27 protein-coding genes and 3 tRNA genes are annotated in these 24,856 nt (G+C 66.1%); 19 read left to right on the forward strand and 11 right to left on the reverse strand.

The annotated features are described in order from the left end of the window. Positions 1 to 393 precede the first annotated feature (393 nt). The 7 genes from AOP75_RS06220 (at position 394) to purM (ending at position 8,658) form a co-directional block, all read left to right on the forward strand. A complete protein-coding gene (locus tag AOP75_RS06220; protein WP_083966738.1) occupies positions 394 to 2,127 on the forward strand; it encodes an ABC transporter substrate-binding protein in 1,734 nt (577 codons plus the stop codon). Between the two features lie 77 nt (positions 2,128 to 2,204). Further along, the gene (locus AOP75_RS06225; protein ID WP_062077418.1) at positions 2,205 to 3,194 is read left to right on the forward strand and encodes an ABC transporter permease; all 990 of its coding nucleotides are present in this window, start codon (positions 2,205 to 2,207) and stop codon (positions 3,192 to 3,194) included. Continuing rightward, positions 3,187 to 4,173 (forward strand): ABC transporter permease, encoded by a 987-nt coding sequence (locus tag AOP75_RS06230; RefSeq protein ID WP_062077420.1) that lies wholly within the window; start codon positions 3,187 to 3,189, stop codon positions 4,171 to 4,173. Before AOP75_RS06225 ends, AOP75_RS06230 begins: the two co-directional genes overlap by 8 nt. After that, on the forward strand, positions 4,170 to 5,087 hold the full coding sequence (locus tag AOP75_RS06235; RefSeq protein WP_083966739.1) for an ABC transporter ATP-binding protein: 918 nt from the start codon (positions 4,170 to 4,172) through the stop codon (positions 5,085 to 5,087). Before AOP75_RS06230 ends, AOP75_RS06235 begins: the two co-directional genes overlap by 4 nt. Beyond that, on the forward strand, positions 5,087 to 5,971 hold the full coding sequence (locus tag AOP75_RS06240; protein ID WP_062077421.1) for an ABC transporter ATP-binding protein: 885 nt from the start codon (positions 5,087 to 5,089) through the stop codon (positions 5,969 to 5,971). The genes AOP75_RS06235 and AOP75_RS06240 overlap by 1 nt, the downstream gene beginning before the upstream one ends. A 102-nt stretch (positions 5,972 to 6,073) precedes the next feature. Continuing rightward, on the forward strand, positions 6,074 to 7,549 hold the full coding sequence (gene purF, locus AOP75_RS06245; RefSeq protein ID WP_062077423.1) for an amidophosphoribosyltransferase: 1,476 nt from the start codon (positions 6,074 to 6,076) through the stop codon (positions 7,547 to 7,549). Further along, positions 7,546 to 8,658: a phosphoribosylformylglycinamidine cyclo-ligase gene (gene purM / locus AOP75_RS06250; RefSeq protein ID WP_062077426.1), complete on the forward strand. Its 1,113-nt coding sequence runs from the start codon at positions 7,546 to 7,548 to the stop codon at positions 8,656 to 8,658. The genes purF and purM overlap by 4 nt, the downstream gene beginning before the upstream one ends. A 309-nt stretch (positions 8,659 to 8,967) precedes the next feature. On the opposite strand, the gene AOP75_RS12395 is transcribed toward purM, so the two are convergent. Next, positions 8,968 to 9,798, reverse strand: coding sequence for an endonuclease domain-containing protein (locus AOP75_RS12395; protein ID WP_161794543.1), 831 nt, complete (start codon positions 9,796 to 9,798; stop codon positions 8,968 to 8,970). 449 nt (positions 9,799 to 10,247) lie between these two features. After that, positions 10,248 to 10,442, reverse strand: coding sequence for a DUF3073 family protein (locus AOP75_RS06270; RefSeq protein WP_062077433.1), 195 nt, complete (start codon positions 10,440 to 10,442; stop codon positions 10,248 to 10,250). Positions 10,443 to 10,665: 223 nt separating this feature from the next. Here AOP75_RS06270 and AOP75_RS06275 point away from each other — a divergent pair, with 223 nt between their 5' ends. Then, complete coding sequence (locus AOP75_RS06275) at positions 10,666 to 10,872, forward strand: BldC family transcriptional regulator (protein WP_062077435.1); 207 nt, start codon at positions 10,666 to 10,668, stop codon at positions 10,870 to 10,872. 8 nt (positions 10,873 to 10,880) lie between these two features. Here AOP75_RS06275 and AOP75_RS06280 read toward each other — a convergent pair whose 3' ends face one another. Then, positions 10,881 to 11,282: an FKBP-type peptidyl-prolyl cis-trans isomerase gene (locus tag AOP75_RS06280; RefSeq protein ID WP_062077437.1), complete on the reverse strand. Its 402-nt coding sequence runs from the start codon at positions 11,280 to 11,282 to the stop codon at positions 10,881 to 10,883. Between the two features lie 101 nt (positions 11,283 to 11,383). On the opposite strand from AOP75_RS06280, the gene AOP75_RS12935 reads away from it, so the two are divergent. Beyond that, a complete protein-coding gene (locus AOP75_RS12935; RefSeq protein ID WP_083966743.1) occupies positions 11,384 to 11,947 on the forward strand; it encodes a methylated-DNA--[protein]-cysteine S-methyltransferase in 564 nt (187 codons plus the stop codon). Next, positions 11,944 to 12,885 (forward strand): DMT family transporter, encoded by a 942-nt coding sequence (locus tag AOP75_RS06290; RefSeq protein ID WP_152649974.1) that lies wholly within the window; start codon positions 11,944 to 11,946, stop codon positions 12,883 to 12,885. Before AOP75_RS12935 ends, AOP75_RS06290 begins: the two co-directional genes overlap by 4 nt. Positions 12,886 to 12,988: 103 nt before the next feature. Here the strand turns inward: AOP75_RS06290 and AOP75_RS06295 are convergent, their stop codons facing one another. From AOP75_RS06295 to AOP75_RS06310, 4 genes are all read right to left on the reverse strand, one after another. Further along, a complete protein-coding gene (locus tag AOP75_RS06295) occupies positions 12,989 to 13,363 on the reverse strand; it encodes a phage holin family protein (protein ID WP_062077440.1) in 375 nt (124 codons plus the stop codon). A gap of 187 nt (positions 13,364 to 13,550) precedes the next feature. Next, positions 13,551 to 13,623: transfer RNA gene (locus tag AOP75_RS06300), tRNA-Phe, on the reverse strand. Between the two features lie 59 nt (positions 13,624 to 13,682). Then, a tRNA-Asp gene (locus AOP75_RS06305) sits at positions 13,683 to 13,756 on the reverse strand. 62 nt (positions 13,757 to 13,818) lie between these two features. After that, positions 13,819 to 13,891, reverse strand: a tRNA-Glu gene (locus AOP75_RS06310). A gap of 120 nt (positions 13,892 to 14,011) precedes the next feature. Between AOP75_RS06310 and AOP75_RS06315 the strand changes: the two genes are divergently transcribed. Next, a complete protein-coding gene (locus AOP75_RS06315; RefSeq protein ID WP_174435798.1) occupies positions 14,012 to 14,362 on the forward strand; it encodes a metallopeptidase family protein in 351 nt (116 codons plus the stop codon). A 14-nt stretch (positions 14,363 to 14,376) separates the two neighbouring features. Here the strand turns inward: AOP75_RS06315 and AOP75_RS06320 are convergent, their stop codons facing one another. Beyond that, positions 14,377 to 14,601: a hypothetical protein gene (locus AOP75_RS06320; protein ID WP_062077441.1), complete on the reverse strand. Its 225-nt coding sequence runs from the start codon at positions 14,599 to 14,601 to the stop codon at positions 14,377 to 14,379. 26 nt (positions 14,602 to 14,627) lie between these two features. Between AOP75_RS06320 and AOP75_RS06325 the strand changes: the two genes are divergently transcribed. Then, on the forward strand, positions 14,628 to 14,999 hold the full coding sequence (locus AOP75_RS06325) for a Rid family hydrolase (RefSeq protein ID WP_062077442.1): 372 nt from the start codon (positions 14,628 to 14,630) through the stop codon (positions 14,997 to 14,999). 416 nt (positions 15,000 to 15,415) lie between these two features. Here AOP75_RS06325 and galE read toward each other — a convergent pair whose 3' ends face one another. From galE to galT, 3 genes are all read right to left on the reverse strand, one after another. Beyond that, complete coding sequence (galE, locus tag AOP75_RS06330) at positions 15,416 to 16,390, reverse strand: UDP-glucose 4-epimerase GalE (protein WP_062077444.1); 975 nt, start codon at positions 16,388 to 16,390, stop codon at positions 15,416 to 15,418. Positions 16,391 to 16,468: 78 nt separating this feature from the next. Then, positions 16,469 to 17,617: a galactokinase gene (gene galK / locus AOP75_RS06335; RefSeq protein WP_062077446.1), complete on the reverse strand. Its 1,149-nt coding sequence runs from the start codon at positions 17,615 to 17,617 to the stop codon at positions 16,469 to 16,471. Further along, positions 17,614 to 18,714, reverse strand: coding sequence for a galactose-1-phosphate uridylyltransferase (gene galT, locus AOP75_RS06340; RefSeq protein ID WP_062078476.1), 1,101 nt, complete (start codon positions 18,712 to 18,714; stop codon positions 17,614 to 17,616). The genes galK and galT overlap by 4 nt, the downstream gene beginning before the upstream one ends. Before the next feature lie 223 nt (positions 18,715 to 18,937). On the opposite strand from galT, the gene AOP75_RS06345 reads away from it, so the two are divergent. The 7 genes from AOP75_RS06345 to AOP75_RS06375 all read left to right on the forward strand — a co-directional run bounded on the left by AOP75_RS06345 (position 18,938) and on the right by AOP75_RS06375 (position 24,850). Further along, complete coding sequence (locus tag AOP75_RS06345) at positions 18,938 to 19,936, forward strand: LacI family DNA-binding transcriptional regulator (RefSeq protein WP_161794544.1); 999 nt, start codon at positions 18,938 to 18,940, stop codon at positions 19,934 to 19,936. Between the two features lie 210 nt (positions 19,937 to 20,146). Then, on the forward strand, positions 20,147 to 20,875 hold the full coding sequence (locus AOP75_RS06350) for an L-ribulose-5-phosphate 4-epimerase (protein ID WP_062077449.1): 729 nt from the start codon (positions 20,147 to 20,149) through the stop codon (positions 20,873 to 20,875). After that, positions 20,872 to 22,383: an L-arabinose isomerase gene (gene araA / locus AOP75_RS06355; protein ID WP_062077451.1), complete on the forward strand. Its 1,512-nt coding sequence runs from the start codon at positions 20,872 to 20,874 to the stop codon at positions 22,381 to 22,383. The genes AOP75_RS06350 and araA overlap by 4 nt, the downstream gene beginning before the upstream one ends. Before the next feature lie 233 nt (positions 22,384 to 22,616). Next, positions 22,617 to 23,105 (forward strand): beta-class carbonic anhydrase, encoded by a 489-nt coding sequence (locus tag AOP75_RS06360; protein ID WP_062077453.1) that lies wholly within the window; start codon positions 22,617 to 22,619, stop codon positions 23,103 to 23,105. Between the two features lie 99 nt (positions 23,106 to 23,204). Beyond that, a complete protein-coding gene (locus AOP75_RS06365; protein WP_062077455.1) occupies positions 23,205 to 23,459 on the forward strand; it encodes a DUF1232 domain-containing protein in 255 nt (84 codons plus the stop codon). An 89-nt stretch (positions 23,460 to 23,548) separates the two neighbouring features. Beyond that, a complete protein-coding gene (locus AOP75_RS06370; protein ID WP_062077456.1) occupies positions 23,549 to 24,277 on the forward strand; it encodes a flavodoxin family protein in 729 nt (242 codons plus the stop codon). Positions 24,278 to 24,355: 78 nt separating this feature from the next. After that, positions 24,356 to 24,850: a GyrI-like domain-containing protein gene (locus AOP75_RS06375; protein WP_062077458.1), complete on the forward strand. Its 495-nt coding sequence runs from the start codon at positions 24,356 to 24,358 to the stop codon at positions 24,848 to 24,850. Positions 24,851 to 24,856 lie beyond the last annotated feature (6 nt).

Consider the following 24,856-nt stretch of genomic DNA (forward strand, 5'->3'; position numbering starts at 1 on the left):
GAGCACCAGCGCCTCCCGGCTGAACCCGGGCATCGGCCCTCGCCGCCCACCCCGAAGGTGGCGCTGCGGCCCGCCATTTCTGCGCGAAACGCGGCAGTAAAGGCCGCTCGCGACGCGCGGATTGCATTTCGCGAAAAGTCCAACAAATCAACCACGGTGCCATTGTGAGGCGTGGTCAATTTGTGGCATTGCCCAACGAATACCAGGCGGGACTACTCTCAGGCGTGAGATTGCTGCAGTCGAAACGTCACGATGTCTCAGTTTTATTACGGACCTTGCGTGGCTCTCAGAATGGGTGCGTAAAGTCACGCCCAGTGCCTGACCACTCGGGCTGGCGCTAGCACACACAGTCGTGTGACGGAGTTGTCACTCGGCGACCTTCCGAAAGGACCAATGATGATCCGAACCATGGGACGCAAGCGTGCGATCGCTGCTGCCTCGATGGTGGCGGGCCTCTCGCTGATTGTGGCGGGTTGCTCCGACTCCGACGAGACGGGTGACGAGACCAGCGCAGACCCCACGACCGAAGCCACGTCATCGAGCGGTGACTCGGCTACCGGCACCGCGACCGACCGTGAGCTTGTGGTCTGGGCGGGTGCTACCACCCCCATCAACCAGACCTTCAACCCCTACGTTCCCGAAGTCCAGCACCTGGCGCTGGGCGGCGTGTACGAGCCGCTGTTCTACTACAACAAGGCCGGGTCGGGGGACCCGATGCCCCTGTTGGGTGAGTCGTTCGAGTGGAACGAGGACGGCACGCAGCTGACCATCACCCTCCGCGAAGGCGTGACGTGGAACGACGGTGAGGCGTTCACGGCTGACGACGTGATCTACACGTTCACGGAGGCCCCTTCGGCTCCTGGCTACATCACCAGCGCCGAGGCCACGGATGACACCACCGTGGTGCTGACCTTCGACGAGCCGCAGTACACCAACGAACTGTCGCTGCTGGGCCTGTCGTGGATGGTGCCCGAGCACGTGTGGACCTCCCTCGACGAGGACCCGCTGACGTTCCCCAACCTGGAGCCCGTCGGCACCGGCCCCTACGTGATCACCGGCATCTCCGACGCGAACTACACCGCAGAGGCCAACCCCAGCTACTGGGGCGGCGAGGCGAACGTCAAGAACGTCCGCTACATCGGTGTCGACAACAACCAGGCTGCACAGGACCTGCTGCAGACCGGTCAGATCGACTGGGTCGGCATGTTCATCCCGGAGCCGCAGCCCATCCTGGACGCGGGCCTCGGCTACATCAACACCCCGCAGGACCCCACGGTGCTGTACACCTGCTCGAACGCCGACCTCGGCTGTGAGGGTGACCAGACTGACGTCGCAGTGCGTCAGGCGTTGAACCTGGCGATCGACCGCACCGCGATCAAGGACAAGGCGTTCGTCGGGCTCACCGGCACGTCTTCCCCGACCTTCGCGCTCCTGGGCCGTGACGACAAGTGGATCTCGCCCGACGTCGAGGCGGAGTCCCCCCAGTCGCCCAACGTCGAAGAGGCTCAGGCCATCCTCGAGGAGGCCGGCTACACCCAGGGTGACGACGGCTTCTACGGCAAGGACGGCGACCCGATCGAAATGTCGCTGACCTCCGTGGACGGCTGGACGGACTACAACAACGCCGCTCAGCTCATCCAGGAGCAGGCTGCTGAGGCTGGCATCAAGGTCACCGCAGCCACCGTGTCGTGGAACGAGTTCGCCGATGGCCGCACCAACGGTGACTTCGAGCTGATCATGGGTGGTGTCATCGGCACCTCCGTCCCCGACCCGTTCCAGATCTACAAGGACTGGTTCGGCGGCGACTCGACGACCCCGGCTGGCACCGCGCTTGAGCCTGGCCAGTGGAACTTCTCGCGCTACGACAACGACATCGTTGACGAGCAGATCCAGGTGGCAGCGTCCACCGTCGACGAGGCGACCAAGATGGACGCCTACGCCACGATTCAGGAAGAAATCACCCGGGACCTGCCGTACATCCCGATCGTGATCAACGCCACGCAGACCTTCTACAACCAGACCGACTACACCGGCTGGCCCACGGAAGACGACCTGTACGCGTTCCCGCCGTCATGGGGCGCGGGCGCCGCGGGCGTGGTGCTGCACAGCCTCGGCGGCACCGAGTAATTAACGGTTGACATGGAGAGGCGCCTGATGGAACGAACGCGCACCTGTGCGTGGCCGCAAGCTAAGGAGACTGGACGATGAGGTATGTCGGCCGTCGACTAGTGATCTACGCAGTCACACTCTGGGCGGCGATATCACTGAACTTCCTGCTACCGCGCATGTTGCCTGGCGATCCCGCCAGCATCATGATCGCGAAGATGAGCAGGAACGGTGATGTCACCGAAGCGCAGTTGGAATCCATCAGGCGCCTCTTCGGCAACCCTGACACTTCCCTGTGGGACCAGTACCTGCAGTACTGGCAGCAGCTGTTTAAAGGAGACCTTGGTGTCTCCGTGTCGTTCTACCCCACGCCGGTGGTGGAACTGATCGGTTCCGCACTGCCGTGGTCCATTGGCCTGGTGGGAATGGCAACCATCATTTCCTTCACGGTCGGCGTAGGCGCCGGAATGTTCGCCGGGTGGAAGCGCGGCACGTGGGTGGACCACATTGTCCCCTCGACGACGCTGCTGCAGTCGCTGCCGTACTTCTGGGTCGCGATGGTGCTGATCTACTTCTTCGCTGTTCAGAACCAGTGGTTCCCGATCATCGGCGGATACAACGTCTTTATGTTTGGCGGCCCCGAGTGGAGCTGGGCGTTCGTTGGGTCCGTGCTCTACCACGCGATCCTGCCCGCGACCACGATCGTGATCTCCTCGGTCGGTGGATGGCTGCTCGGCATGCGCAACATGATGGTCTCCACCATGGGCGAGGACTACGTCACCACGGCCGAGGCCAAGGGCCTCAAGAAGCGCCGGATCATGACAACCTACGCGGCTCGCAACGCGGTGCTTCCCTCCGTCGCCGGCTTTGGCGTCGCGCTCGGCTTTGTCGTGGGTGGGTTCGTCGTGATGGAGACCGTCTTCAGCTATCCCGGGATCGGCAAACTCATGATTACCGCCGTGCGAGGCAACGACTACGCACTCATGCAGGGCGTGTTCCTCGTCATCACCCTGACGGTGCTGGTGGCGATGTTCATCACCGACATGATCTACGGACTCATCGACCCGAGGGCGCGCCAGAATGTCTAATCCCGCAACCGAGGCGCCCGTCGAGGACGCCGCACCCGTCCAGACGCACAAGGTCTTCAAGCACAAGCGGCATGTGAACGGCAAGTTCGTCATCGGCGCCACCATGCTGTCGCTGATCATCCTGTTTGCGATCTTTGGCCCCATGATCGCCGAGTTTGAACCTCGCGATTCCGATAACCCCGTGCTCATCCCGCCGGACTCCACGTACTGGCTCGGCACCACCTCGCTGGGCTACGACATGTTCTCCCAGCTGGCCACCGGCGCACGCACCTCCCTCATGGTGGGAGCGGTCGCTGGACTGATTGCGGTCGTGCTGTCAATCATGTTCGGTGTTGTCGCCGGCTACGTGGGTGGCGTCACCGACGAGCTCTTGACGCTGGCCATTGGTGTGATGCTCGTCATCCCCGGACTGCCCCTGACGATCGTGATCTCGTCGCTGGTTCCCGGACGTTCCGGCCTCCTCGTGGCGGTGATCCTGGGCATCACCGGATGGGCGGGCTCCGCCGTGGTGCTGAGAGCCCAGGCGCAATCGCTGCGCAACCGCGATTACGTGTCCGCGTCTCGCATCGCGGGCGAGAACCCGTTCCGCGTCATCGGCGTCGAGATCTTGCCGAACCTCCTTCCCCTCCTGACCGGCCAGTTCCTGTTTGGCGTGATCCTCGCGATCCTGGGCGAGGCCGGCCTGTCCTACCTGGGCCTTGGCCCCACCGGCTCTATCTCGTGGGGCACCATCTTGAACGAGGCGCAAGCCGGCGGCGCGCTCACCCGAGGCGCCTGGTGGTGGTTTGTGCCGCCTGGCTTGATGGTCGCGTTGGTGGGCTGTTCTCTGGCCCTCATCAACTTCGCGGTTGACGAGATCATTAACCCCAAGCTCCGTTCGGCACCGCTCGAAGCGCGCCGGCTGCGCAAGGCCAAGAAGGCCGCGAAGGCGGAGAAGAAGGCAGCCAAGGCTCACAAGAAGACGGAGGTCAACGCATGAGCGAGACCACCACAGACACCGCTTCCGCGGTGACGGCCGATGCCACGGTGACCACGGACTCGGCTCTCCCCGAGCCCGTGGTCACCGCCCGCAACGTCCACATCGAGTACGAGGTCGAACCCGTCGTGAAGGCGGTACGTGGCGTGGACCTCACCGTGTATCGCGGCGAGATCCTGGGCCTGGCGGGCGAGTCCGGCTGTGGCAAGACCACTCTTGCCTACGGCCTGAACCGGCTGTTGAAGGCGCCCGCGCTCATGACCGAGGGCTCCGTAACGTTCCACGATCGCCAAGGCGACACCGTGACGGACATCAACGTGCTCGCGCTCGACGGCGACGGGCTCCGTGCGTTCCGGTGGGACAAGATCTCCATGGTGTTCCAGGGCGCGATGAACTCGCTCAACCCTGTCATCAAGATCCGCAAGCAGCTGTTCGACGTCTTCACGACTCACCGGCCGGGGATGTCTAAGGATGACATGGAGGCGCGCGCCCGGGAGCTCCTCGAGTTGGTCGGGGTCGACGCGGATCGCGTGAACTCCTACCCGCACGAACTGTCGGGCGGTATGCGTCAACGTGTGATGATCGCGATGGCTCTCGCGCTCGAACCACAGCTGATGATCATGGATGAGCCAACGACCGCGCTCGACGTTGTGGTTCAGCGCGACATCATCCGCGAGATCATGCGCCTGCGAGAGATCTTCGGATTCGCCGTCATCTTCATCACTCACGACCTTCCCATGCTCCTCGAGATCTCCGACCGCGTCGCAGTGATGCTCGAGGGTCAGATTGTGGAGCGTGGCACCGCGAGTGAGATTTACGAGAACGCCCAACACGAGTACACCAAGCGACTCCTCAGCTCCTTCCCGAGCCTGACGGGCGAGCGCGGTGCATTCCTGCGCGGCGGGGAGGACCAGTAATGTCCCACGCAAGCACGAGCGCCCAGTCTCCCGAGCATCGGCCCCAAAGCGGTGGCGGCAGCCTTGAGTTCCGCAACGTCGTGAAGGAATACAAGGTCCGCGGCGCGCAGCGCACCATCAGAGCCGTCAACGACGTGTCCTTCACACTCTCGCCGGGCAAGACCATCGCGCTCGTGGGGGAGTCGGGTTCGGGAAAGTCCACGATTGCGAAGACGATCCTCCAACTCGAACGACCCACGTCCGGGGAGGTGCTGATCGACGGCAAGGCCGTCCCGCGGCGCGGCAGCGCCCTGAAGCGCTACCGCAAGGACGTGCAGATGGTGTTCCAGGACCCCTTCGCGTCACTCAATCCGTTCCACACCATCGAGCACCACCTCGAGCGACCCATCAGGCTCCACGGCGCCACGTCACCCGGACAGAGCGTCCATGAGCGCGTCCTCGAACTGCTCGAACGCGTCAACCTCAAGCCAGCGGAGGACATCGTTGGCCGGCGCCCCCACGAACTCTCCGGTGGTCAGCGCCAACGCGTCGCCATCGCGCGAGCCTTGGCGCCCGGCAGCCGCTTCCTCATCGCGGATGAGCCAGTGTCCATGCTCGACGTGTCCATTCGACTCGGCGTGCTTAACCTCCTCGCACGGCTACAGCGCGAGGAGAACCTGGGCGTGCTGTACATCACCCACGACCTCGCGACCGCGCGCCACTTCTCCGACGAAATCATGGTGATGTACCGCGGAGACGTCGTGGAGCGCGGGCCCTCCGACGAGGTCATTTTGAACCCCCAGCACGAGTACACCAAGACGCTGCTGGCGGCCGCGCCGGATCCCGACAAGTTGGGCTCCATGCGCGACGAGGTCAGGGCCTCGCTGGCGGCCTCTGACAGTTAAGACTTCCACATGGCCGATGCCCGCCGTAGAGAAGGGCGGCGCGGCATCGGCCGTGTGGGACACTAGTCGCGTGACACCCCCTTCATCCCAGGAGGATCGCTGATGCCCCGCGGCGACGGCAGGCTGACCCACGAACTTGACCCCCACGATCGGGGACCGCAGGATGCCTGCGGCGTCTTCGGCATCTTCGCTCCCCAGGAAGAGGTCGCCAAGCTGACCTACTTTGGTCTCTACGCGCTGCAGCACCGCGGCCAGGAGTCCGCAGGAATCGCCACCTCAAACGGCGACAAGATCCTGGTGTACAAGGACATGGGGCTCGTCTCACAGGTCTTTGACGAGGGCGCGTTGTCCGCATTGCAGGGCCACATTGCCGTGGGTCACGCACGCTACTCGACCACCGGAGCTTCCACCTGGGCGAATGCCCAGCCCACCCTTGGTCCCACTAAGCACGGAACGGTTGCGCTGGGGCACAACGGCAACCTCACCAACACTCACCGCCTGCTCGAACTCGTCGCGGAGCGCCTCGGAACGGAGCGCCGCGACGCGATGCACGGCGGCGGCTGCACCGACACCGCAATTCTCACGGCGCTGCTCGGATGGGACCGCTACGAGACCCTTACCGAGACCGCGCTGGAACTTCTGCCGCACGTGGAAGGCGCATTCTGCCTCGCCTTCATGGACGAGGACACCTTGTACGCCGCGCGCGACCCCCAGGGCGTGAGGCCGCTCGTGCTCGGCCGCGTGCCATCCGGTGGCTGGGTCGTCGCCTCGGAGACCGCCGCACTCGACATCGTTGGTGCGGTCTTGGAGCGCGAGGTCGAGCCCGGCGAGTTCCTCACCATCAACGCCGACGGCGTGCACTCGCAGCACTTCGCCAAGGCCGATCCCAAGGGGTGCGTGTTCGAGTACGTGTACCTTGCTCGACCTGACACCACCATCAACGGACGGTCGCTGCAGGCCGCTCGCGTCGAGATGGGCCGCCAACTTGCGCGCGAAGCTCCCGTCGAGGCAGACATGGTGATGCCGACCCCGGAATCCGGTACCCCCGCCGCGGTAGGCTACGCGCAAGGTTCCGGGATCCCGTTTGGGCAGGGCCTCGTGAAGAACGCCTATGTTGGCCGTACCTTTATCCAGCCGTCGCAGACGCTGCGCCAACTCGGCATTCGCCTCAAACTCAACCCCCTGCGCGAGCAGATCGAAGGCAAGCGCCTGGTGGTTGTCGACGACTCGATCGTGCGCGGAAACACCCAGCGCGCGGTGGTCGCGATGCTGCGCGAGGCCGGCGCCGCGGAGGTCCACCTGCGCATCTCCTCGCCACCCATCCAGTGGCCGTGCTTCTACGGAATCGACTTTCCCACGCGCGAGGAACTCATCGGCGTGAAGATGTCCGTCGACGAGATCCGTGACCACCTGGGCGCGGACTCGCTGGCCTACATTTCCGTCGAGGGCATGATCGACGCGACGCAGCAGTCCCAGGACCGCCTGTGCACTGCGTGCTTTACCGGCGAGTACCCCATCGAGCCACCCATCAACGCCAAGCACCTACTGGTCAGCCAGCCCGTGGAGGTCTCTTCGTGACGCAGCCCAGCGAGCCCATCACCTACGCCGGAGCGGGCGTCGACACCGAAGCGGGCGACCGTGCGGTTGAGTTGATGAAGGACGCCGTGGCGCGTACCCATGGGCCTGAGGTGCTCGGGGGAGTGGGCGCGTTCGCTGGGCTCTTCGACGCATCTGCGTTGAAGGCCTTCAACCGCCCCCTGCTGGCGTCCTCCACCGATGGCGTGGGCACCAAGATCGTCATCGCGCGCGCAATGGACATTCACGACACCATTGGCCAGGACCTGGTCGCCATGGTCGTCGACGACATCGTGGTGTGCGGCGCTAAGCCCCTGGTCATGACGGACTACATCGCGTGTGGCAAGGTCGTGCCCGAGCGAATCGCGGACATTGTGCGCGGTATCGCCGAAGGGTGCGAGATGGCCGGGACTGCCCTCGTTGGCGGCGAAACGGCCGAGCATCCAGGCGTGATGGACGCCGACGACTATGACGTGGCCGGCGCAGCCGTGGGCGTCGTCGAGGCGGACGCCGTGTTGGGCGCCGAGCGCGTTCAGTCCGGTGACGTGGTGGTCGCCATGGCATCCTCCGGGTTGCACTCCAACGGCTACTCGCTGGTGCGTCGCGTGGTGTCTCACGCGGGCTGGTCGCTCAACTCCACCGTCGAAGAGTTGGGCCGCACTGTCGGCGAAGAACTCCTTGAACCCACCCGCATCTACGCTCAGCTGTGCGTGGCACTTGCCGAGAAGACCGCCGGATTGCGCGCCTTCTCGCACGTTACAGGCGGGGGGCTGGCGGCCAACGTGGCGCGCGTCCTGCCGCAGGGTCTGGCCGCGACCGTCGCGCGCGACGCGTGGGACCTGCCCGCGGTCTTCTCGACCGTGCAGGCCGCCGGCTCTGTGCCGTGGAACGACCTCGAGTCCACGCTCAACATGGGCGTGGGCATGGTCGCAGTGGTGTCGCCCGACGACGCCGACTCGCTGATCGCCGCCTCCACGGCCGCAGGTGTACCCGCGTGGACGCTCGGCGAGATTGTGAGCGACGACGGTCGCGCGACCAGCGCCGACGTGGTGCGCGGGTCCAAGGGCGTCGACGGCGGGGCCGTCTACCTGTCGGGCGCCTACCGGGCCTGACTGGGGCTGGGCTCTCCGCGGTCGTCGTCCCGGCCCAGCCCGGCTCAGCCCGGCCCGGCCCGCGCATCGTCCCGGCTCGCGCCGGCCCGGCCCGCGCATCGTCCCGGCTCACTCCGGCTCACCACCGCTCAAGTCAGCCGCCGCGCCGGGCCGCCCCGCGCATCGTCCCGACTCACCGCCACTCAGCGTGCGAAAGTGACGGCGGATTCCGTGTGCCACCGTATCGGCCTGCGGCGCGACACGCACCTGAGCGCGAATGTCAGTCACTTTGCGACACGGATCCGCGGCCACCACGTGAGCGCGAGGTCTCTACAACGGACGAGCGAGATGGCGACGCAGCGCCGCGACCACCTGCTGCACCATCATCTCCCGGCGCAGCTCAACGTCGTAGCGGGTAAAACGCATGGTGCGGAGGCCCCATTCGGCGAGAGCAACGCGGTCGCGATCACGGTCGCCCTGGAATGAGCGTTCGTCCATGTGGTACGTCTGACCGTCTACCTCGACGATGAGTGCATCGTTGACGACCATGTCTACCCGACCGACGCCAGGGAGCAAGACCTGTGTCGAGACGCGCAGGCCGGCCCTCACGAGCGCGAGCCGCGCCAGCGTTTCAGGTGGGGACTGCGCGCCGGAGTCACAGTAGCGCCGCAACCAATCCAGGCGCCGGCCCTCTGTGTAGCAAAAGGTCTCGAGGGCGCCGCGGGCGATGAGGTCGCGGTTGAGCGCAGCGTCGATCGCCACCAGTTGCCGCAAGGGAGACAGGCACCTTGATGACGTGTCGATCGCGTCGATGACTGACAACTCAGGCACACGAGTGAAGTAGTGCGGGTGCGTTCCCGGCGGCAATGGCCGATGCCCGTGACCTGTCGATTGAGATCTGGAGACCGCAACATGCGCGCCCCTGGCGACATGCTGTTGGGGGAGTTCGAAGTGGCGCAATGCGGTGACACAGGTGGGCACCACGTGCCAGGCATGCTGGAGTTCATGGAGGTAGGACGTGCCGGGCAGTACATAGGTGCCGCGCCGCACGCGCCGGACGCGCCCGTGCTGCACGGCCTTGCTCAGTGCGCGGTGCTTCACGCCCACCGCGACAAGTTGCCCTGCGCTTGCCACCCCACCGAGTTGCCTCAACGCACTCACGGGGTCCACATCTCCACAATTCCGCCTTTGGGTGTGGCGTAGGGCTTTTCCACAAGGGAAGTTGGGGCGGCGCTCGGCGGTGAGGGCGGTGCGGCCCGCTGTCCGATGGCGCTCCGCGGTGTGGGCCTTCCGGATGACGCCGCGCGCCGCGACGCCCGCCGTCGTTGGAGTCCCTCAGTGGAGCAGGTCGGTGCCGAAGTGACTGAGAATCGTGCGCCGTGCCGTGTCGCCGTGTGGCGCGACACGCACGCGTGCGCAAATCTCAGTCAGTTGAAGACGCTGCCGACCGAAGTGACGCGCACGACCACTCGCCAGGCTACGCCTGCGACCACTCGCGAGAAAGCGGACACGTGAGCACGCGCGCCGGTCCCCACAGCCCCCACAGAGCACCCAGGCACGCAGAAAAGGGCCCCATCGGGGCCACTCACATCTGGAAGCGTGCGACCGGTTTAGCGGTCGTCGTCGGACCAGCGGTCGACGTACTCTTCGGTCTCCTCGGAGGCGGCGGAGTCCGGCGTGCGCTGACGGGATTCAGAGCCACCGATCAACTCACGCTCAAGGTCGCGCAGATCTGCGCCGTGGTTCGAGTACTTCAGCTGACGCGCGATCTTCGCGTCCTTAGCCTTCTGACGGCCACGCCCCATGAACGCCGTCCCTTCTACTCGTCGCGGGCACACGCCTAAGCGGGCCCGGCGTGCTGAGTCTTAAGCGGTACTTTACAACGCGGGAGCACCATCTCGCGACCCCCGCTCAGCGGAGAAAATCGGAAAGTTCACCTGAAACCGCGTCATAGCTTGAATAAGTGTCCCTCTCAACCATCGTAGGGAGGCCCAACGCCGGGCCTGGGAGAGACCTAAAGGACAGACGATGACCGCAAATGTTGTGCACGAACCCGAGAAGCTGCTGACCCCTAGCGAGGTGGCGGCGATTTTCCGGGTTGACCCCAAGACTGTGACGCGCTGGGCCAAGGTGGGCAAGCTGTCTTCGATCCGGACGCTTGGCGGCCACCGACGTTTCCGCGAGGCGGAGGTGCAGGCGCTCCTGGCTGAGGCCGAGGAGCAGCCCACTCCGTAGTCGCGAGGCTAGTTGGCCTCGAGGACGTCCACGACAAAGACGAGCGTGGATCCGGCGGGGATGGGGCCCATGTCCTGGAACCCGTACCCGGATTCCGGGGGCACCACGAGCAGCAACTTCGAGCCCACGGGCTGACCGACGATGCCGTCGACCCAGCCGTCAATGAGCATGCCGTGGGCGATGGGGAATGAGATGGGTTCGCCGCGGTCCCACGAGGAGTCAAACTGGGCGCCGTCCCATAGCCATCCGGTGTAGTGGACGGAGATGTTCTGACCCTCGGCAACGGGCGCTCCGGTTCCGGCGTCGAGGACCTCGACGACGAGGCCTTCACCCTGCTGTGCTCCGGTGAAGTCCACGGACGGCGCGCCGGTGGCGTCGCGGGTGACGGTGGGGTTTTGAACGGTGCTCACGGGTGCTCCTTGGGTTGGTGGTGTGTGTCCAGCGTAGGGGACTGCCCGGACACAGGGCCGATGCCGCCGTGCGTCACAGAGCGGCCCTACGCTTGGGTGCCATGAGCGTTGAGCCTTGGGTGGCAGCCACGTACGAGAGCCCGGTGGGCGACCTCGCGGTCCTGACGGACCTTGAGGGGACGGTGTGGGCTGCGGGCATGGGCTCCGTCGCGGATGTGGCGCGACAGCTACCGGCCGATGCTGGGGATCGGGGCTGGGAGAAGGGCTCTCAGCCGGAGGTGGCGCTGGCCGTTGCCGCCTGGCTGGAAGGCGACGCCGACGCGATCACCGCAGTACCTGTGCACCTGGAAGGTTCGTCGTTCACTGTGGATGTCTGGACGTACATGCGTGAGATTCCTGGCGGCGCCGTCGCGTCGTATGCGGAACTCGCGGAGATGGCTGGCCGGCCCCGTGCGTCGCGCGCGGTCGGGACCGCCTGCGCCCGCAACAGGGTGGGCATCTTTGTCCCCTGTCACCGGGTGGTGCAGGCGGGTGGACGGCTGGGCTCATACGGCTTTGGCGGCACCGGAATCAAGGCACAACTGTTGCGGCTGGAGGGCGTCACGGTGGACGGCGTGGGGACGACCGCGCGGCTGACGGAGACTGACCGGTGGAGGCGCCCATGACGACGATCGCCGACGCCCCGCTGCGCAGTTGGTTGCCTTATTTCCTGGGGGTATCCGCTGCGTGGGGATGCAGCTTTCTGTTCATCGAGGTTGCGCTGCGTGAGTTCGCTCCGACTCAGGTGGCGTTTGGTCGCGTGTTCTTTGGCGCGATCACGCTCGTCGTGATGGTGCTCGTGACGGGCAATCGTCCGGCGCTGACGTGGCGGAAAGTCGGCGCCGTAGCTGTTGTCGCGGCATTCATGTCGGCCGTTCCCCTGGTGCTGATTCCCGCGGCTCAGCAGCACATCTCCTCCATCCTCGCGAGCCTGCTCAACGCCACCACGCCGCTGTGGACGGCGCTGTTCGTTGCGCTGCTGATTCCGACTGAGCGGGTGAGTCGCATTCAGCTCGCAGGTCTGGTCCTGGGTGCGGGAGGCATCGCGATCCTGTTGGGCGCCTGGCGGGTGGATGATTTCCCGCTCCTGGGCGCCGTCCTCATGCTGGGGGCGACGGCCTGCTACGGAATCGGGTCAACGTTGTCGCGGGTAATGCTGAGCCGGGTGAAGGATTCACCCATGGCACTGTCGAGCCTTCAGATCACTGTGTCGGCCTTCATGCTCGCTCCCGTCGCACTTGCTGCTCCGCAGCCGCAGGAGGGCGCTCTGGCGCTTGATTCCGTGCCGCTGTGGGCGGTGATCGCATTGGGAGTGACGGGCACGTCGTTCGCCTACGTGTGGTTTTGGAAGGTGGTGCAGGCGGCCGGCGCCACGACGGCTGCCTCCGTGACGTACTGCGTTCCGGTGGTGGCGACTGCGCTGGGCGTACTCGTCTTGGGGGAGAAGCTTGCGTGGTACGAACTTGTGGGTGCCGCCGTGGTGTTCGCGGGGGTGTGGCTCGCGCAACGCAAACCTAAGCCTAGGCCCGAGCGACTTCCCGAAATCAAGGGCTCCGCCGCCTAACCCACCCCCCTCTACGCCAAATGGCTCCATTTCGCTGTTATGGGAACCCATAACAGCGAAATGGAGCCATTTGGCGGGATGGTGAGTCCCGCATCGGCCCGTTCTAGAACGAGTTCTTGATGCGCTCAATCGACGCGGTGGGAACAAGGTCCTTGTTCTTCTTGATCTTGCGGATGCCAACAAGGGCGAAGATCAGCATGAAGAACAGCATCACGCCCGCCACGACCAGCGCCGACAGCCACACGGGCCACACCACGGACAGGCCAGCGATCGCTGCGACCAAGAGAACGAAGGTGAGGAAGAAGGCGAGCACGGCGGTCACGGCCAGGAAGGCCGCACCCTTGCCAAGTTCGCGGGTCTTGACCTTCAGCTCGACCTTGATGACCTCGGTCTCGGCCTTGATGGTGGCGATCCACTGGCCGGCGATCGCGCCGAGCAGAGTGTTGATCAGCGTCTTGGCGAAACCTGAGCTGGACATGGGGCCTCCTTAAGCCGTTTCCCCTAGTGAACCGTTTATCGGCATCCGCGCGCAAACGCTTGACGGTGGTGTGGGGCCAGCGCACGAGGTGCGGGGGCGGCAGACGGCGCCAGACGGGCGCGGAAGGAGCGGCCGGGCTGGCCCAGAAATGACGAAAGCCCCCGGTTTCCCGAGGGCCTCGTGGCAGTGGCTCCGACCGGCGTCGATCCGGTGACCTTTCGATTTTCAGTCGAACGCTCTACCAACTGAGCTACAGAGCCGTGCGAGCCTGAGCCCGCTAGCGAGAAAGCCCCTCCAGAAAGAAGGGGCAGTCGCACCGCGACCCTGACGGGACTTGAACCCGCGACCTCCGCCGTGACAGGGCGGCGCGCTAACCAACTGCGCTACAGGGCCTTGCTGTGTCCCTCTCGTAAGAGGGCCGAGTAGTAGTGTAGACCATTTTCTGGCCTACCCAGTACCCCCAACGGGATTCGAACCCGTGCTACCGCCGTGAAAGGGCGGCGTCCTAGGCCGCTAGACGATGAGGGCGCCGTCCGCGACCCTCACGAGAGCCGTTGACGCGACTATCTTACGGGGTGTTTGGGGGTGCTCCAACCGCGCGGCTCGATTGGTCCCAGATTCCGGCTGCGGTGGGACACAATGGCGCCCATGGTTGAGATGAGCGATGAGGACTTCGAGGCAGCCGTTGACGACGCGCTCGACGCGATCCCGGAGGACCTGCTGGCGATGGTGGACAACGTCGTGGTGCTGATCGAAGACGAGCCCGAGAACGGCGAGGACCTGCTGGGTCTCTACGACGGCGTCGCTCTCACCGACCGGGGCACTGACTGGGGCATGGCAGATCTACCCGACCGCATCTTCATCTTCCGCGGTCCCACGCTCCGCCATTGTGACGACGCGGACCACGTGCGCGAGGAGGTCGCGATCACCGTGGTGCACGAGATCGCGCATCACTTCGGCATCGACGATGAGCGCCTGCATGCCCTCGGGTGGGGCTAGACGGCCGCGACGCGTTACGCGGGGGCCTCGTCGAGCTCCCAGCCCTGGCGCTGCAGGTCAAACACGAACTTGTTGAGCACCGCGGTCGACTCTTCCTCGTTCTCGCACTGCTCGTAGGCGACCTGTGCGGGGCGCTCGGGGTAGGCGGTGTCCGTCGTGGTGACGACGACGGTGCTGCCGTTGTCCTCGACGTGGAAGACCTTGACTTCGGTGGCACGGGACATGCTGAACGGCTCCATGGCTCCAGCCTAGGTAACGTGAGGGCATGCGACAGAACATCGACTCAGGCGGCCAGTGGGAGGACTCTCACGGATACTCGCGTGCGGTGCGCGTGGGGTCGATGGTGTGGGTGGCGGGCACCATCGCCGGTCCCGCCGCCCTAGAGGAGGGGCCGGAGGGGCAGACGGCCGATGCTTTGGCTCGGATCGAGCGCGCCCTTGAGGAGGCGGGTGCGAGTCTGCACCACGTGGTGCGCACCGTCGTCTACGTCGTAGACATCGAGGAGACGCCCGCGATCTCGCGCGCGCATCGACGCGCGTTTGGCGGTATCCGGCCGGTGTCGACGCTTGTCGAGGTGTCTGCGCTCGCCGACCCGCGGGCCGTGGTGGAGATTCAGGCGGACGCCGTCATCGCCTGAGTTGGCCTGCGCCAGTGGACCCTGCGCCCTCCTTGGGGCGCGGGGAAGAAGCCCGTACGCCGGCCGTGGCACGGGTCTCAAAGTGACTGCGATTTCCGCGTGGTCTCGTGTCGTTGTGCTCGGTGACACGGGCCGATGCCGGAATTTCAGTCACTTTCATACGCGGCAGTAGAGCGTGGGCTTGGGGCGCGGGGAAGAAGCCTGTACGCCGCCCGGAGCCCGCAGGCCGCCCTTGGTCCGTGTCTCAAAGTGACTGCGATTTCCGCGTGGTCTCGTGTCGTTGTGCTGGGTGACACGGGCCGATGCCGGAATTTCAGTCACTTTCACACGCGGCAGTCACGCGCAGGGCATGGGGCAGAGAAAAACGGGCAGCGAGAAGCGGGGAAACGGGCAGCACGAGCCCTGCGAGCGCGGGGCTAGGCCTCTGGCGCCGCCCTCCACGCTGACGATGCCATCTCCTCGATCGTGTGGGCCATCTTCCATTCGATGTCATCGGCGGCCTTCTCGCCGCGCGCGACAATCCGGTCGGGGTCGCCCGGGCGGCGCTCCTTGACGACCGGTTCGAGGTCGGAGCCAGCGGCCTCCAGCAGAGAGCCCACGATCTCCCGCACCGAGGTGCCATCGCCGGAGCCGAGGTTGTAGACGGGCTCGAGCGGTCGGCCGGCATCGAGCATCCTGGCCGCGGCGACGTGCGAGTGGGCGAGGTCTTGGACATGAACGTAGTCGCGCACGCAGGTGCCGTCGGGGGTGTCGTAGTCGTCGCCGAAGATCAGCGGCGCGTCGCCGGCCTTGATCGCGCGGATGACCTTGGGGAACAGGTTGTGGGGCGAGGCGTCGTAGACCTCGTCCGTGCCGGAGCCCACGACGTTGAAGTAGCGCAGCGAGGTGGCGCGCAGGGGAGCGTCGGAGCCTGCCGTGGCGGTCACCTGGTCACGGATCAGCCACTCGCCGATGAGCTTGGACTCCCCATAGGGGGATTCCGGCGTGGTCGCGGTGTCTTCCGTGACGACCTCCGCATCTGGCGTGCCATAGACACCGGCGGAGGAGGAGAACACCAGCTGCGTGACGCCTGCGCCTGCCATCGCCTCGAGGAGACACACCGTTCCCTCGACGTTCTGGCGGTAGGTGTGCAGGGGGTTCTTCACGGACTCGCCGGCGTACTTGTAGCCCGCGCAGTGAATGACGCCGCGCACACCGTGCTCGGTCAGTGCAGCCTGGACCTTCTCGGTTTCCAGGATCGAGGCCTTCACGAACGGCACTCCCTGAGGCACAAAGTCCTCAAAGCCACTCGACAGGTCGTCGAGCACCACGGCGTCGATTCCACCGTCGCGCAGGGCCCGCACTACGTGCGCGCCAATGTATCCGGCTCCGCCGGTCACCATCCAGCTCATCGTTGCCTCTTTTCGGTCAAGGGCATCGATGAGGGCCGATGCCGGGTTCAGGTGGTCGAGTTGCTCGCCCCAGGAGGGTTAGCTGTCGCGTCGCGCGCCTTCCGAGGGCACCACGGGGAAGATCGTGGGCTCGCGCAGCCCGGCCTGAGCCAGCGCGGCCCGCACGGCATCGGCGATGGCGTCGGCCTTATCCAGCGGCACGAGCGCGATGGACGAACCTCCAAAGCCGCCCCCTGTCATGCGGGCGCCAATGGCTCCCCCGGCGACAGCCGCCTCGCAGGCCAGGTCGATCTCCCGCACCGTGATTTCGAAGTCGTCGCGCATGGATTCCTGCGAGGCATCGAGCAGCGGGCCCAGCGCACGGGGGCCGTGTTCCTCGAGCGTGTCGACGGTGGCCAGCACCCGCTCGTTCTCCGTGACGACGTGGCGCACGCGCCGCAGGGTCTCCGCGTCGAGGACCTCAAGCGCGCGCTCCAGGCCGTCGCGGTCGACCTCTCGCAGTGATTCCACGCCCAGTTCTTTGGCGCCACGTTCGCAGGAGCGGAACCGGTCGCCGTAGCCGCCGGTCGCGTGCTCGTGCTCCACGTTCGAGTTCATGACGAGGATGCCCAGGCCCTCTTCGCGCAGGTGGAGCGGGACCGGGCGGGCCTCCTCGGTCAGGCAATCGAGGAACACGACGTGGTCCTCCTTGCCCAGCATCGAGGCGGCCTGGTCCAGCAGTCCGGTAGGTGCGCCAACGGCGGTGTTTTCCGCGACTCGGCCCAGCCGGGCGATCGCGAGCTTGTCCAGGTCCCAGCCCCACAGGTCGTTAAAGGCCACACCAGCGGCGCACTCCAGCGCCGCTGACGAACTCAAGCCCGCGCCCACGGGAACCCGCGAGTCAATCAGAATGTCCAGGCCGAACGCGCCTTCCATGCTGACCCCGGCATCGGCCGCAGCCCAGGCCACGCCGAGCACATACGCAGACCAGCCGTCCATCGTCGCCGGGTCCAGCGCGTCCAGCGAGGCGACAACCTCGCCGTCGGCAAAGGTGGACCGGAGGTGAATTTCGCGGTCCTCACGCCGGGCGATCGCGGCCTGCGTCCGGTAGTCGATCGCGAACGGCAGCACAAAGCCGTTGTTGTAATCGGTGTGTTCGCCGATGAGGTTCACCCGGCCTGGCGCGGACCACACGCCCTCAGGGGCGCGGCCATAGGCGGCGGCAAATGCGTCAGCGATGGTGGTCATCGGTTGCTCCAATTCTCGTCAGCGAGCGTGAGCGCGTCGCGCAGCGCGGCGGCCGAGTTCTCCGGTACCAGGTCGCCTACCCAGGCTCCCATGGCGGCCTCGGATCCGGCCAAGAACTTCATTTTGTCAGCCCCGCGGCGCGGGCTGGTGATCTGTAGCATCAGGCGAATCCCCTCGCGGGCTTGCACGGGCGCCTGGTGCCACGCAGAAATGTACGGGGTGGGTGTGCTGTACAGCGAATCCAGCATGCGGAGCAAGCGCGGGTGAATCTGCGCCAGCTCGTCGCGCTCCGCCAATGTCGTATGCGCCAGATCCGGGATGTCACGGTGGGGCAGCAGGTGTACCTCGATGGGCCAGCGTGCGGCGTAGGGCACAAATGCCGTCCAGTGCTCGCCGGCGATCAGGACGCGGGGGCCAGAGCGTTCGCGGTCAAGAATGTCTGCCATGAGCGATGGCCCGTACGCGGCGACCGATGCTTGCAGGCGCTGCGTGCGCGGCGTCACGTAGGGGTACGAGTAGATCTGCCCATGCGGGTGGTGCAGCGTGACGCCAATGGCCTCGCCGCGGTTCTCGAAGGGAAACACCTGTTGCACGCCGGGTATCTGACTCAGTTCGTGGGTGCGGTGAGCCCAGGCTTCGATGACCGTCCGGGCGCGTGCGTCGCCCAGTGTCGCGTACGAGCCGTCGTGGTGGGGCGAGAAGCAGACCACTTCGCAGCGGCCCACTGACACCTGGGCGCGTTCGAGGCCGATTCCCGTCGCGGGTCCGTCTCCCGGCTCGCCAATGGCGGGCCCGAAGGAGGGCGAGCGGTTCTCGAACACTGCCACGTCGTAGGTGTCCGGGACCTCCGACGGGTTGGTGGGGGTTTGCGGTGCTAGCGGGTCGAGGTGGGCCGGCGGGAGCATCACGCGGTTCTGGCGCGACTTCGCGATGGTGATCCACTCGCCGGTCAGGGGGTCCTGGCGCAGCTCCGCGGTATCGGGGCGCGGGTCGAGGATGCGTTCGTCCGCTTTTCGCTGCGCGGGGAGGGTGGTGGCGGCGTCGTCGAAATAGATCAGCTCGCGACCGTCTGCGAGCTGGTCGCGGATGACCCGGATGGAGGGGTCGGCGACGGGGGACGACGGCGACGGTGCCGGCGTTGGTACAGGGGCTGGCGAACTCACGGGGAGCCTCTCTCGTGGGGATGCGGGCAGCCATCAGTGGCGCCGCTTTCCGGACTGGGACCGGTCCCAGGCTAGCAGTCTGGAGTGCGTGCTGGTGGGGTTCACGGTGCTCCCGCACCGCGCCCGCTACAGTGTGAGGCGCGAGAGGGGGCAGGTCATGCCAAAGCAGGTTCGTGGGCCGAGTATGCACGACGTCGCTGCGCGCGCAGGGGTGTCGCACCAGACGGTCTCTCGTGTGCTCAACCACCACCCGAGCCTGCGCCCTGAGACCCGCGACCGTGTCCTCGCGGCCATTACCGAGCTCGGCTACCGGCGCAACCTTGCGGCGCGCGCTCTCGTCACCGGCCGCACGCAGACCATCGGCATGGTGGGCCCTGACACCGCGGACATTGGGCCATTGTCGACCTTGCATGCGATCGAGAAGGCTGCCCGGGAGGCGGGCATGTCCACCCTCATGACCAGCGCGGAACCGGCCCGCGCACAGGTCCTGGAGACCGTCGAGTTCTTGCTGGGCCGCGGCGTGGACGCGCTCGCGGTCGCCGCTCAGCAGTCTGAAATCACGATGGCGATCGACCAGCTCAACCTCGATGTGCCCGTGGTGCACCTCTTGGCGGGCGACCAGGATGTGACGCTGGCCGCTTCCGTTGATCAGCAGGCCGGCGTGCGGATGGCGCTCGGCCACCTGCGTGACCTGGGGCACGAGCGCATCCAGCACATTTCTGGTCCGCTGACCTTTGGCGAGGCGCGCTCGCGTCGCGCGACCTTTGAGGCGTTCATCGCGAGCGAAGGACTGGAGCTGTTGCCCATCCTCGAGGGCGACTGGACGGCGGACTCCGGATACGCCGCTGGCCGCGATGTAGCGGCAGAGGCGACCGCGGTGTTGTGCGGCAACGATCAGATGGCCTTTGGCCTCATCCATGCCCTACATGACCGGGGTGTGTCCGTGCCCCGAGAGGTGTCCGTCGTGGGATTCGACGACACCGCGGAGGCGCGCCACAGCCTGCCTCCGCTCACCACCGTCAGTCAGGACTTTGCGGCGGTGGGGCGCGCGGCTGTGGGCCTCATCGTCGCTCGCCTTGCGGGGAGCGATGACGCGGCGCCGCTGATCCAACCCGAGTTGCTCGTCCGGGAGTCGACAGCGCCCGCCCGGGGGTAGGCCCAGCCCCTCGCGAGACCCTCCCGGCGCGTGCTCCCGCGGCGCTCAGTCGCGCGCACAGCACGGCCCACCACGCGCACCACGTGGTAGCGTTAACGCAGCATGTGAACGTGAACAAGACGGGGCAAAGACACCGACGTCGCCCCGTGTTCCCGCCCACTGGCTGCCGACGAGATGGAGCGCCCAGGCGCGTCGCAAGGAGACTCACCGATGACCGACCACGACATCGAAGCCATTGAGGAAGCAGTCCTGCACCTGCGCCAGCAGGTCAGCGACCTCCACGGAGAGCTGACCCGCAACAACCTGGTGGCGTGGACCGCCGGCAACGTCTCCGGACGCGTCCCCGGCCACGACCTGTTTGTCATCAAGCCCTCCGGAGTGGGCTACGACGACCTCACCGCTGACGCCATGGTGGTGTGCGACCTCGAAGGCAACGTGATTCCCGGCACGTGCGGCTCGGAGCGCTCGCCGAGTTCCGACACCGCCGCCCACGCCTACGTGTACCGGCACATGGCCCACGTAGGGGGAGTGGTCCACACTCATTCGACGTATGCGACGGCGTGGGCCGCCCGCAACGAGCCCATCCCGTGCGTGATCACGGCCATGGCAGACGAGTTTGGCGGCGACATCCCCGTCGGGCCGTTCGCGATCATTGGCGACGACTCGATTGGGCGCGGCATTGTCGCGACCCTGGACGGGCACCGGTCGCGCGCCGTGCTGATGGCCAACCACGGCGTGTTCACCATCGGCTCCGACGCGAAGGACGCCGTGAAGGCCGCGGTCATGTGTGAGGACGTGGCGCGCACCGTCCACATTGCCCGCGCAGGCGGCGACCTGGTGCCCATCGCTCCTGACGCCATCGACGCGCTGTTTGACCGCTACCAACATGTCTACGGCCAGCCCGGCAACGACGCCTCAGCCCAAGGAGAGACCGCATGACCACCTCGATCGTTCCCGACCTCGCCACCTATGAGGTGTGGTTCCTCACGGGAAGTCAGGACCTCTATGGCGAGGAGGTGCTCGCTCAGGTAGCGCAGCAGTCCCAGCAGGTGGTCGCCCACCTGGACGGTGCGGACGCGGTGCCAGTGACCGTCACGTGGAAGCCGGTGCTCAAGGACCGCGCCAGCATTGAGCAGGTGATGCTCGAGGCGAATGCCGCGCCCCACGTCGTGGGCGTCATCACCTGGATGCACACCTTTAGCCCGGCCAAGATGTGGATCGCGGGCCTGCAGGCGCTGACCAAGCCGCTGCTGCACCTGCACACGCAGGCCAACGTGGAACTGCCGTGGGACAGAATCGACTTCGACTTCATGAACCTCAACCAGGCCGCCCACGGCGACCGCGAGTACGCGTACATCGAGACCCGGCTCGACGTCCCCCGCACCACCGTGGTGGGCCACGCTTCCCATGCCGCCGTTCAGGAACGCATTGGTGAGTGGTCGCGTGCTGCCGCCGGCCGTTTGGCGGCCAAGACCATGAAGGTGGCTCGCTTTGGCGACAACATGCGCTTTGTGGCGGTGACCGAGGGCGACAAGACGGAGGCGGAAGCGGTCTTTGGCGCTCAAGTCAACACCTGGGGCATCAACGAGCTCGTAGCGAAGGTCGACGAGGTGACCGAGTCCCAGGTGGACGCCCTGATCGAGGAGTACATCGACCTCTACGACGTCTCCTCGGATCTGCTTCCCGACGGGCAGCGGCACCAGAGCCTGCGCGACGCTGCTGCCATCGAGGCGGGATTGCGCGCCTTCTTGGTCGAGGGCGGCTTCCATGCGTTTACCGACAGCTTTGAGGACCTCGGCGGACTTAAGCAGCTTCCTGGACTCGCGGTGCAGCGCCTCATGGCCGACGGCTACGGTTTTGGGGCTGAGGGTGACTGGAAGACCGCGATGCTGGTGCGCATTGCCGCTGTGATGGGCGCCGGGCGCGATGGTGGTGCCAGCCTCATGGAGGACTACACGTACCACCTGGTGGAAGGCGAGGAGCTCTCACTCGGAGCGCACATGCTGGAGGTCAGCCCCTCGCTGACGACCTCGCGGCCCCGGCTTGAGGTGCACCCGCTCGGCATTGGCGGCAAGGATGACCCGGCTCGCCTGGTCTTCACGGCCGATGCCGGACCAGCCGTCGTTGTCGCGCTGTCCGACATGCGTGACCGGTTCCGCATGGTTGCGGCGGACGTGGAACGAGTCGGCCTGCCAGCCCCCATGCCGAAGTTGCCTGTCGGCCACGCCGTGTGGCGCTCCAAGCCGGACTTCCGTACCGCGACGACGGCGTGGATGGCTGCGGGCGGCGCACACCACACCGTGATGTCGTCGCAAACCTCCCTGACGACCTGGCGCGATTTCGCGCGCATGACCGGGGTGGAACTGGTGTCCATTGACGACTCGACCACCATCGAGGGCGTGGAGCGCGACCTCGCGTTGGGTGGGGCGTTCTGGCGCGGCCGCTAGCCGCGTCCGGCGCTGCAGCAGCGCCCTAGTGAGGGCCGATGCCAGGGTTACCCAGGCATCGGCCCTTGGGCTGTGTGGCGCAAGCCGGGGTGCCACCCACGCCGAAGCCGCACAGCACCAGGACGGCACACATCGTCTGGAGCTGCACGGCTTCGGACATCAAAACCGTACCGTGGCTCTAGCATTGGGGGCCAGGGCAAAGGCCCTGATAGTCGAAACGTTGTGGGAGGAACATGTCTATCGCCGACGAGTTGATCGAGAACAACAAGGGGTACGCCGAGCAGTACACGCCTGACCGCCCCCTGCCTCCGCGCCGCAAGCTTGCCGTCGTGGCATGCATGGACTCACGCCTGGACGTGTTTGCGCTCCTGGGACTTGAGGTCGGAGACGCGCACATCATGCGCAACGCCGGCGGAGTCATCACGGACGACATGATCCGCTCGCTCGTGATCTCGCAGCGCAAGCTCGGCACGCGCGAGATCATCCTGATCCACCACACCGACTGCGGCGCTCTGACCTTCACGGATGACGAGCTGCGCAACCAACTCCTTGACGAGACTGGCCTCAAGCCGGCGTGGTCGCCCGAGTCCTTCCGCGACCTCGACGCCGACCTGCGCCAGTCAATGGAGCGCCTGCGTCGCTCGCCCTTCCTTGTCGAGACCGAGCAGGTGCGCGGGTTCGTGTTCGACGTGCACTCGGGACTGCTGCGCGAGGTCGTCTAACCTACGCTGGCGTCGGCCGGAATGAGACCGGCCGATGCCAGTGTTACTTCACGTGAGAGAAGGCGCCGCCCCGGGGGCGGCCTAGGGGAGGTGGCCGAGATGTCCTGGTGGAAGTTCTTCCAAGCGGTCCGTTGGGGCGAGCACAAGGTGAGCCCCATGACCTGGTTCACGGCGATCGCGACCGTGATTTACACGATCTCCCCCATTGATCTGTTTCCCGAACTGCTCTTCCCGATCATCGGCTTCGCCGACGACCTCGGACTGTGGGGCGTGACCTACATGCTTCTGGGGCGCGAGAAGGCCGCCTGGGAGGCCTCGCGTATGCGCGCTCCAGGCGTCGTGGACGTCGACTAGCCGCTGAGCTGTCCCGGGCCGGGGTCGTAGCCGCTGCGGGAATACATTCACGCCGGTGCGTGTCCTCCTGACCACAGGAGGTATCACCGATGACCGCACCACAGCACGACTTTTCCGGCCTCACGGCTGCCTACGTGAACTGCACGCTGAAGCCTTCCCCGGAGACCAGCCACACCCAGGGTCTGATGGATAACTCCATCTCCATCATGGAATCTCAGGGCGTCACCGTTGATCGCATTCGGGCGGTGGACCACGTGATCGCGCCGGGCGTGTACCCCGACATGACCCAGGACGTCCCTGGCGGAAACCAGGAGCGCGACGACTGGCCCGCGCTGGCCGAGCGCATCCTCGCCGCCGACATCCTGGTGCTCGGCACGCCGGTGTGGTTGGGCGAGCGCTCCTCCGTTGCCTCACGAGTGATTGAGCGGCTCTACGGCCTGAGCGGCGAGCAGAACGACCGCGGGCAGTACCTGTACTACGGGCGGGCTGCCGGAGTGATCGTGACGGGTAACGAGGACGGCGCCAAGCACATCGCGATGAACACGTTGTATTCACTGCAGCACCTGGGCTATGTGATCCCGCCGCAGGCGGACGCCGCGTGGCTAGGCGCGATTGGGCCCGGTCCTTCCTACCTCGATGAGGGCTCGGGCGGCCAAGAGAGCGACTTCACCCGGCGCAACACGACCTTTATGGCGTGGAACCTGATGCACACGGCCGCGTGGCTCAAGAGCGGCGGGGGTTTCCCTGAGGGCGGCAACTCCACCAAGGAATGGAACGACGGAGCGACATTCGACCATCCCAACCCCGAGTACCGCTAACCCCGGCGATTGCGCGCACCTGCACTGCCTCAGGTGTCTCCCCAGGCGAGGCTGAGCGCCCGTCACTAAGTTGGGGTTGTGGCTGAGTTTCATGTCGAACAGCGGGAGCCGTTGCGGGTGATCGGCGCGTCCGTCGAGGTCACCCTGGACACCATTGGGGAGCGAGTCGGCGAAGTCTTCGACGACGTTGAGGCGCGCCTGCGGGATGCCCACGTTGACGTCACGGGTGCAGGCCTCCTTCGCTACACGACGGTGTCGCGACATGAGACGTTCGTCGTTGACGTGGCATTCGAGGTCCCCGTGGAGACGGCCGTCCCGCCGGGCCTGCGTGCCCACACCTTGCCGGGAGGGTTGTACGCGGTCGCGCGGCAGTATGGCGCCTACTCGTGGATTGGTGGGCTCACCAAGGAATTGATGGATTGGGGTGACCACCAGGGCCTCGACTACGCCATGGTGCCGAGCCCAGCAGGCGATGCGTGGGAGTCATGGTTTGAGGCTTACCCCGACCCTCCCATCATGGGACCCGAGGGACTCGAGGGCCCTGTGGAGATTGGCCTCAAGCTCGCGGACTAAGTTGGG

The sequence above is a fragment of the Demequina globuliformis genome (assembly GCF_000975155.1).
Lineage (GTDB): Bacteria > Actinomycetota > Actinomycetes > Actinomycetales > Demequinaceae > Demequina > Demequina globuliformis.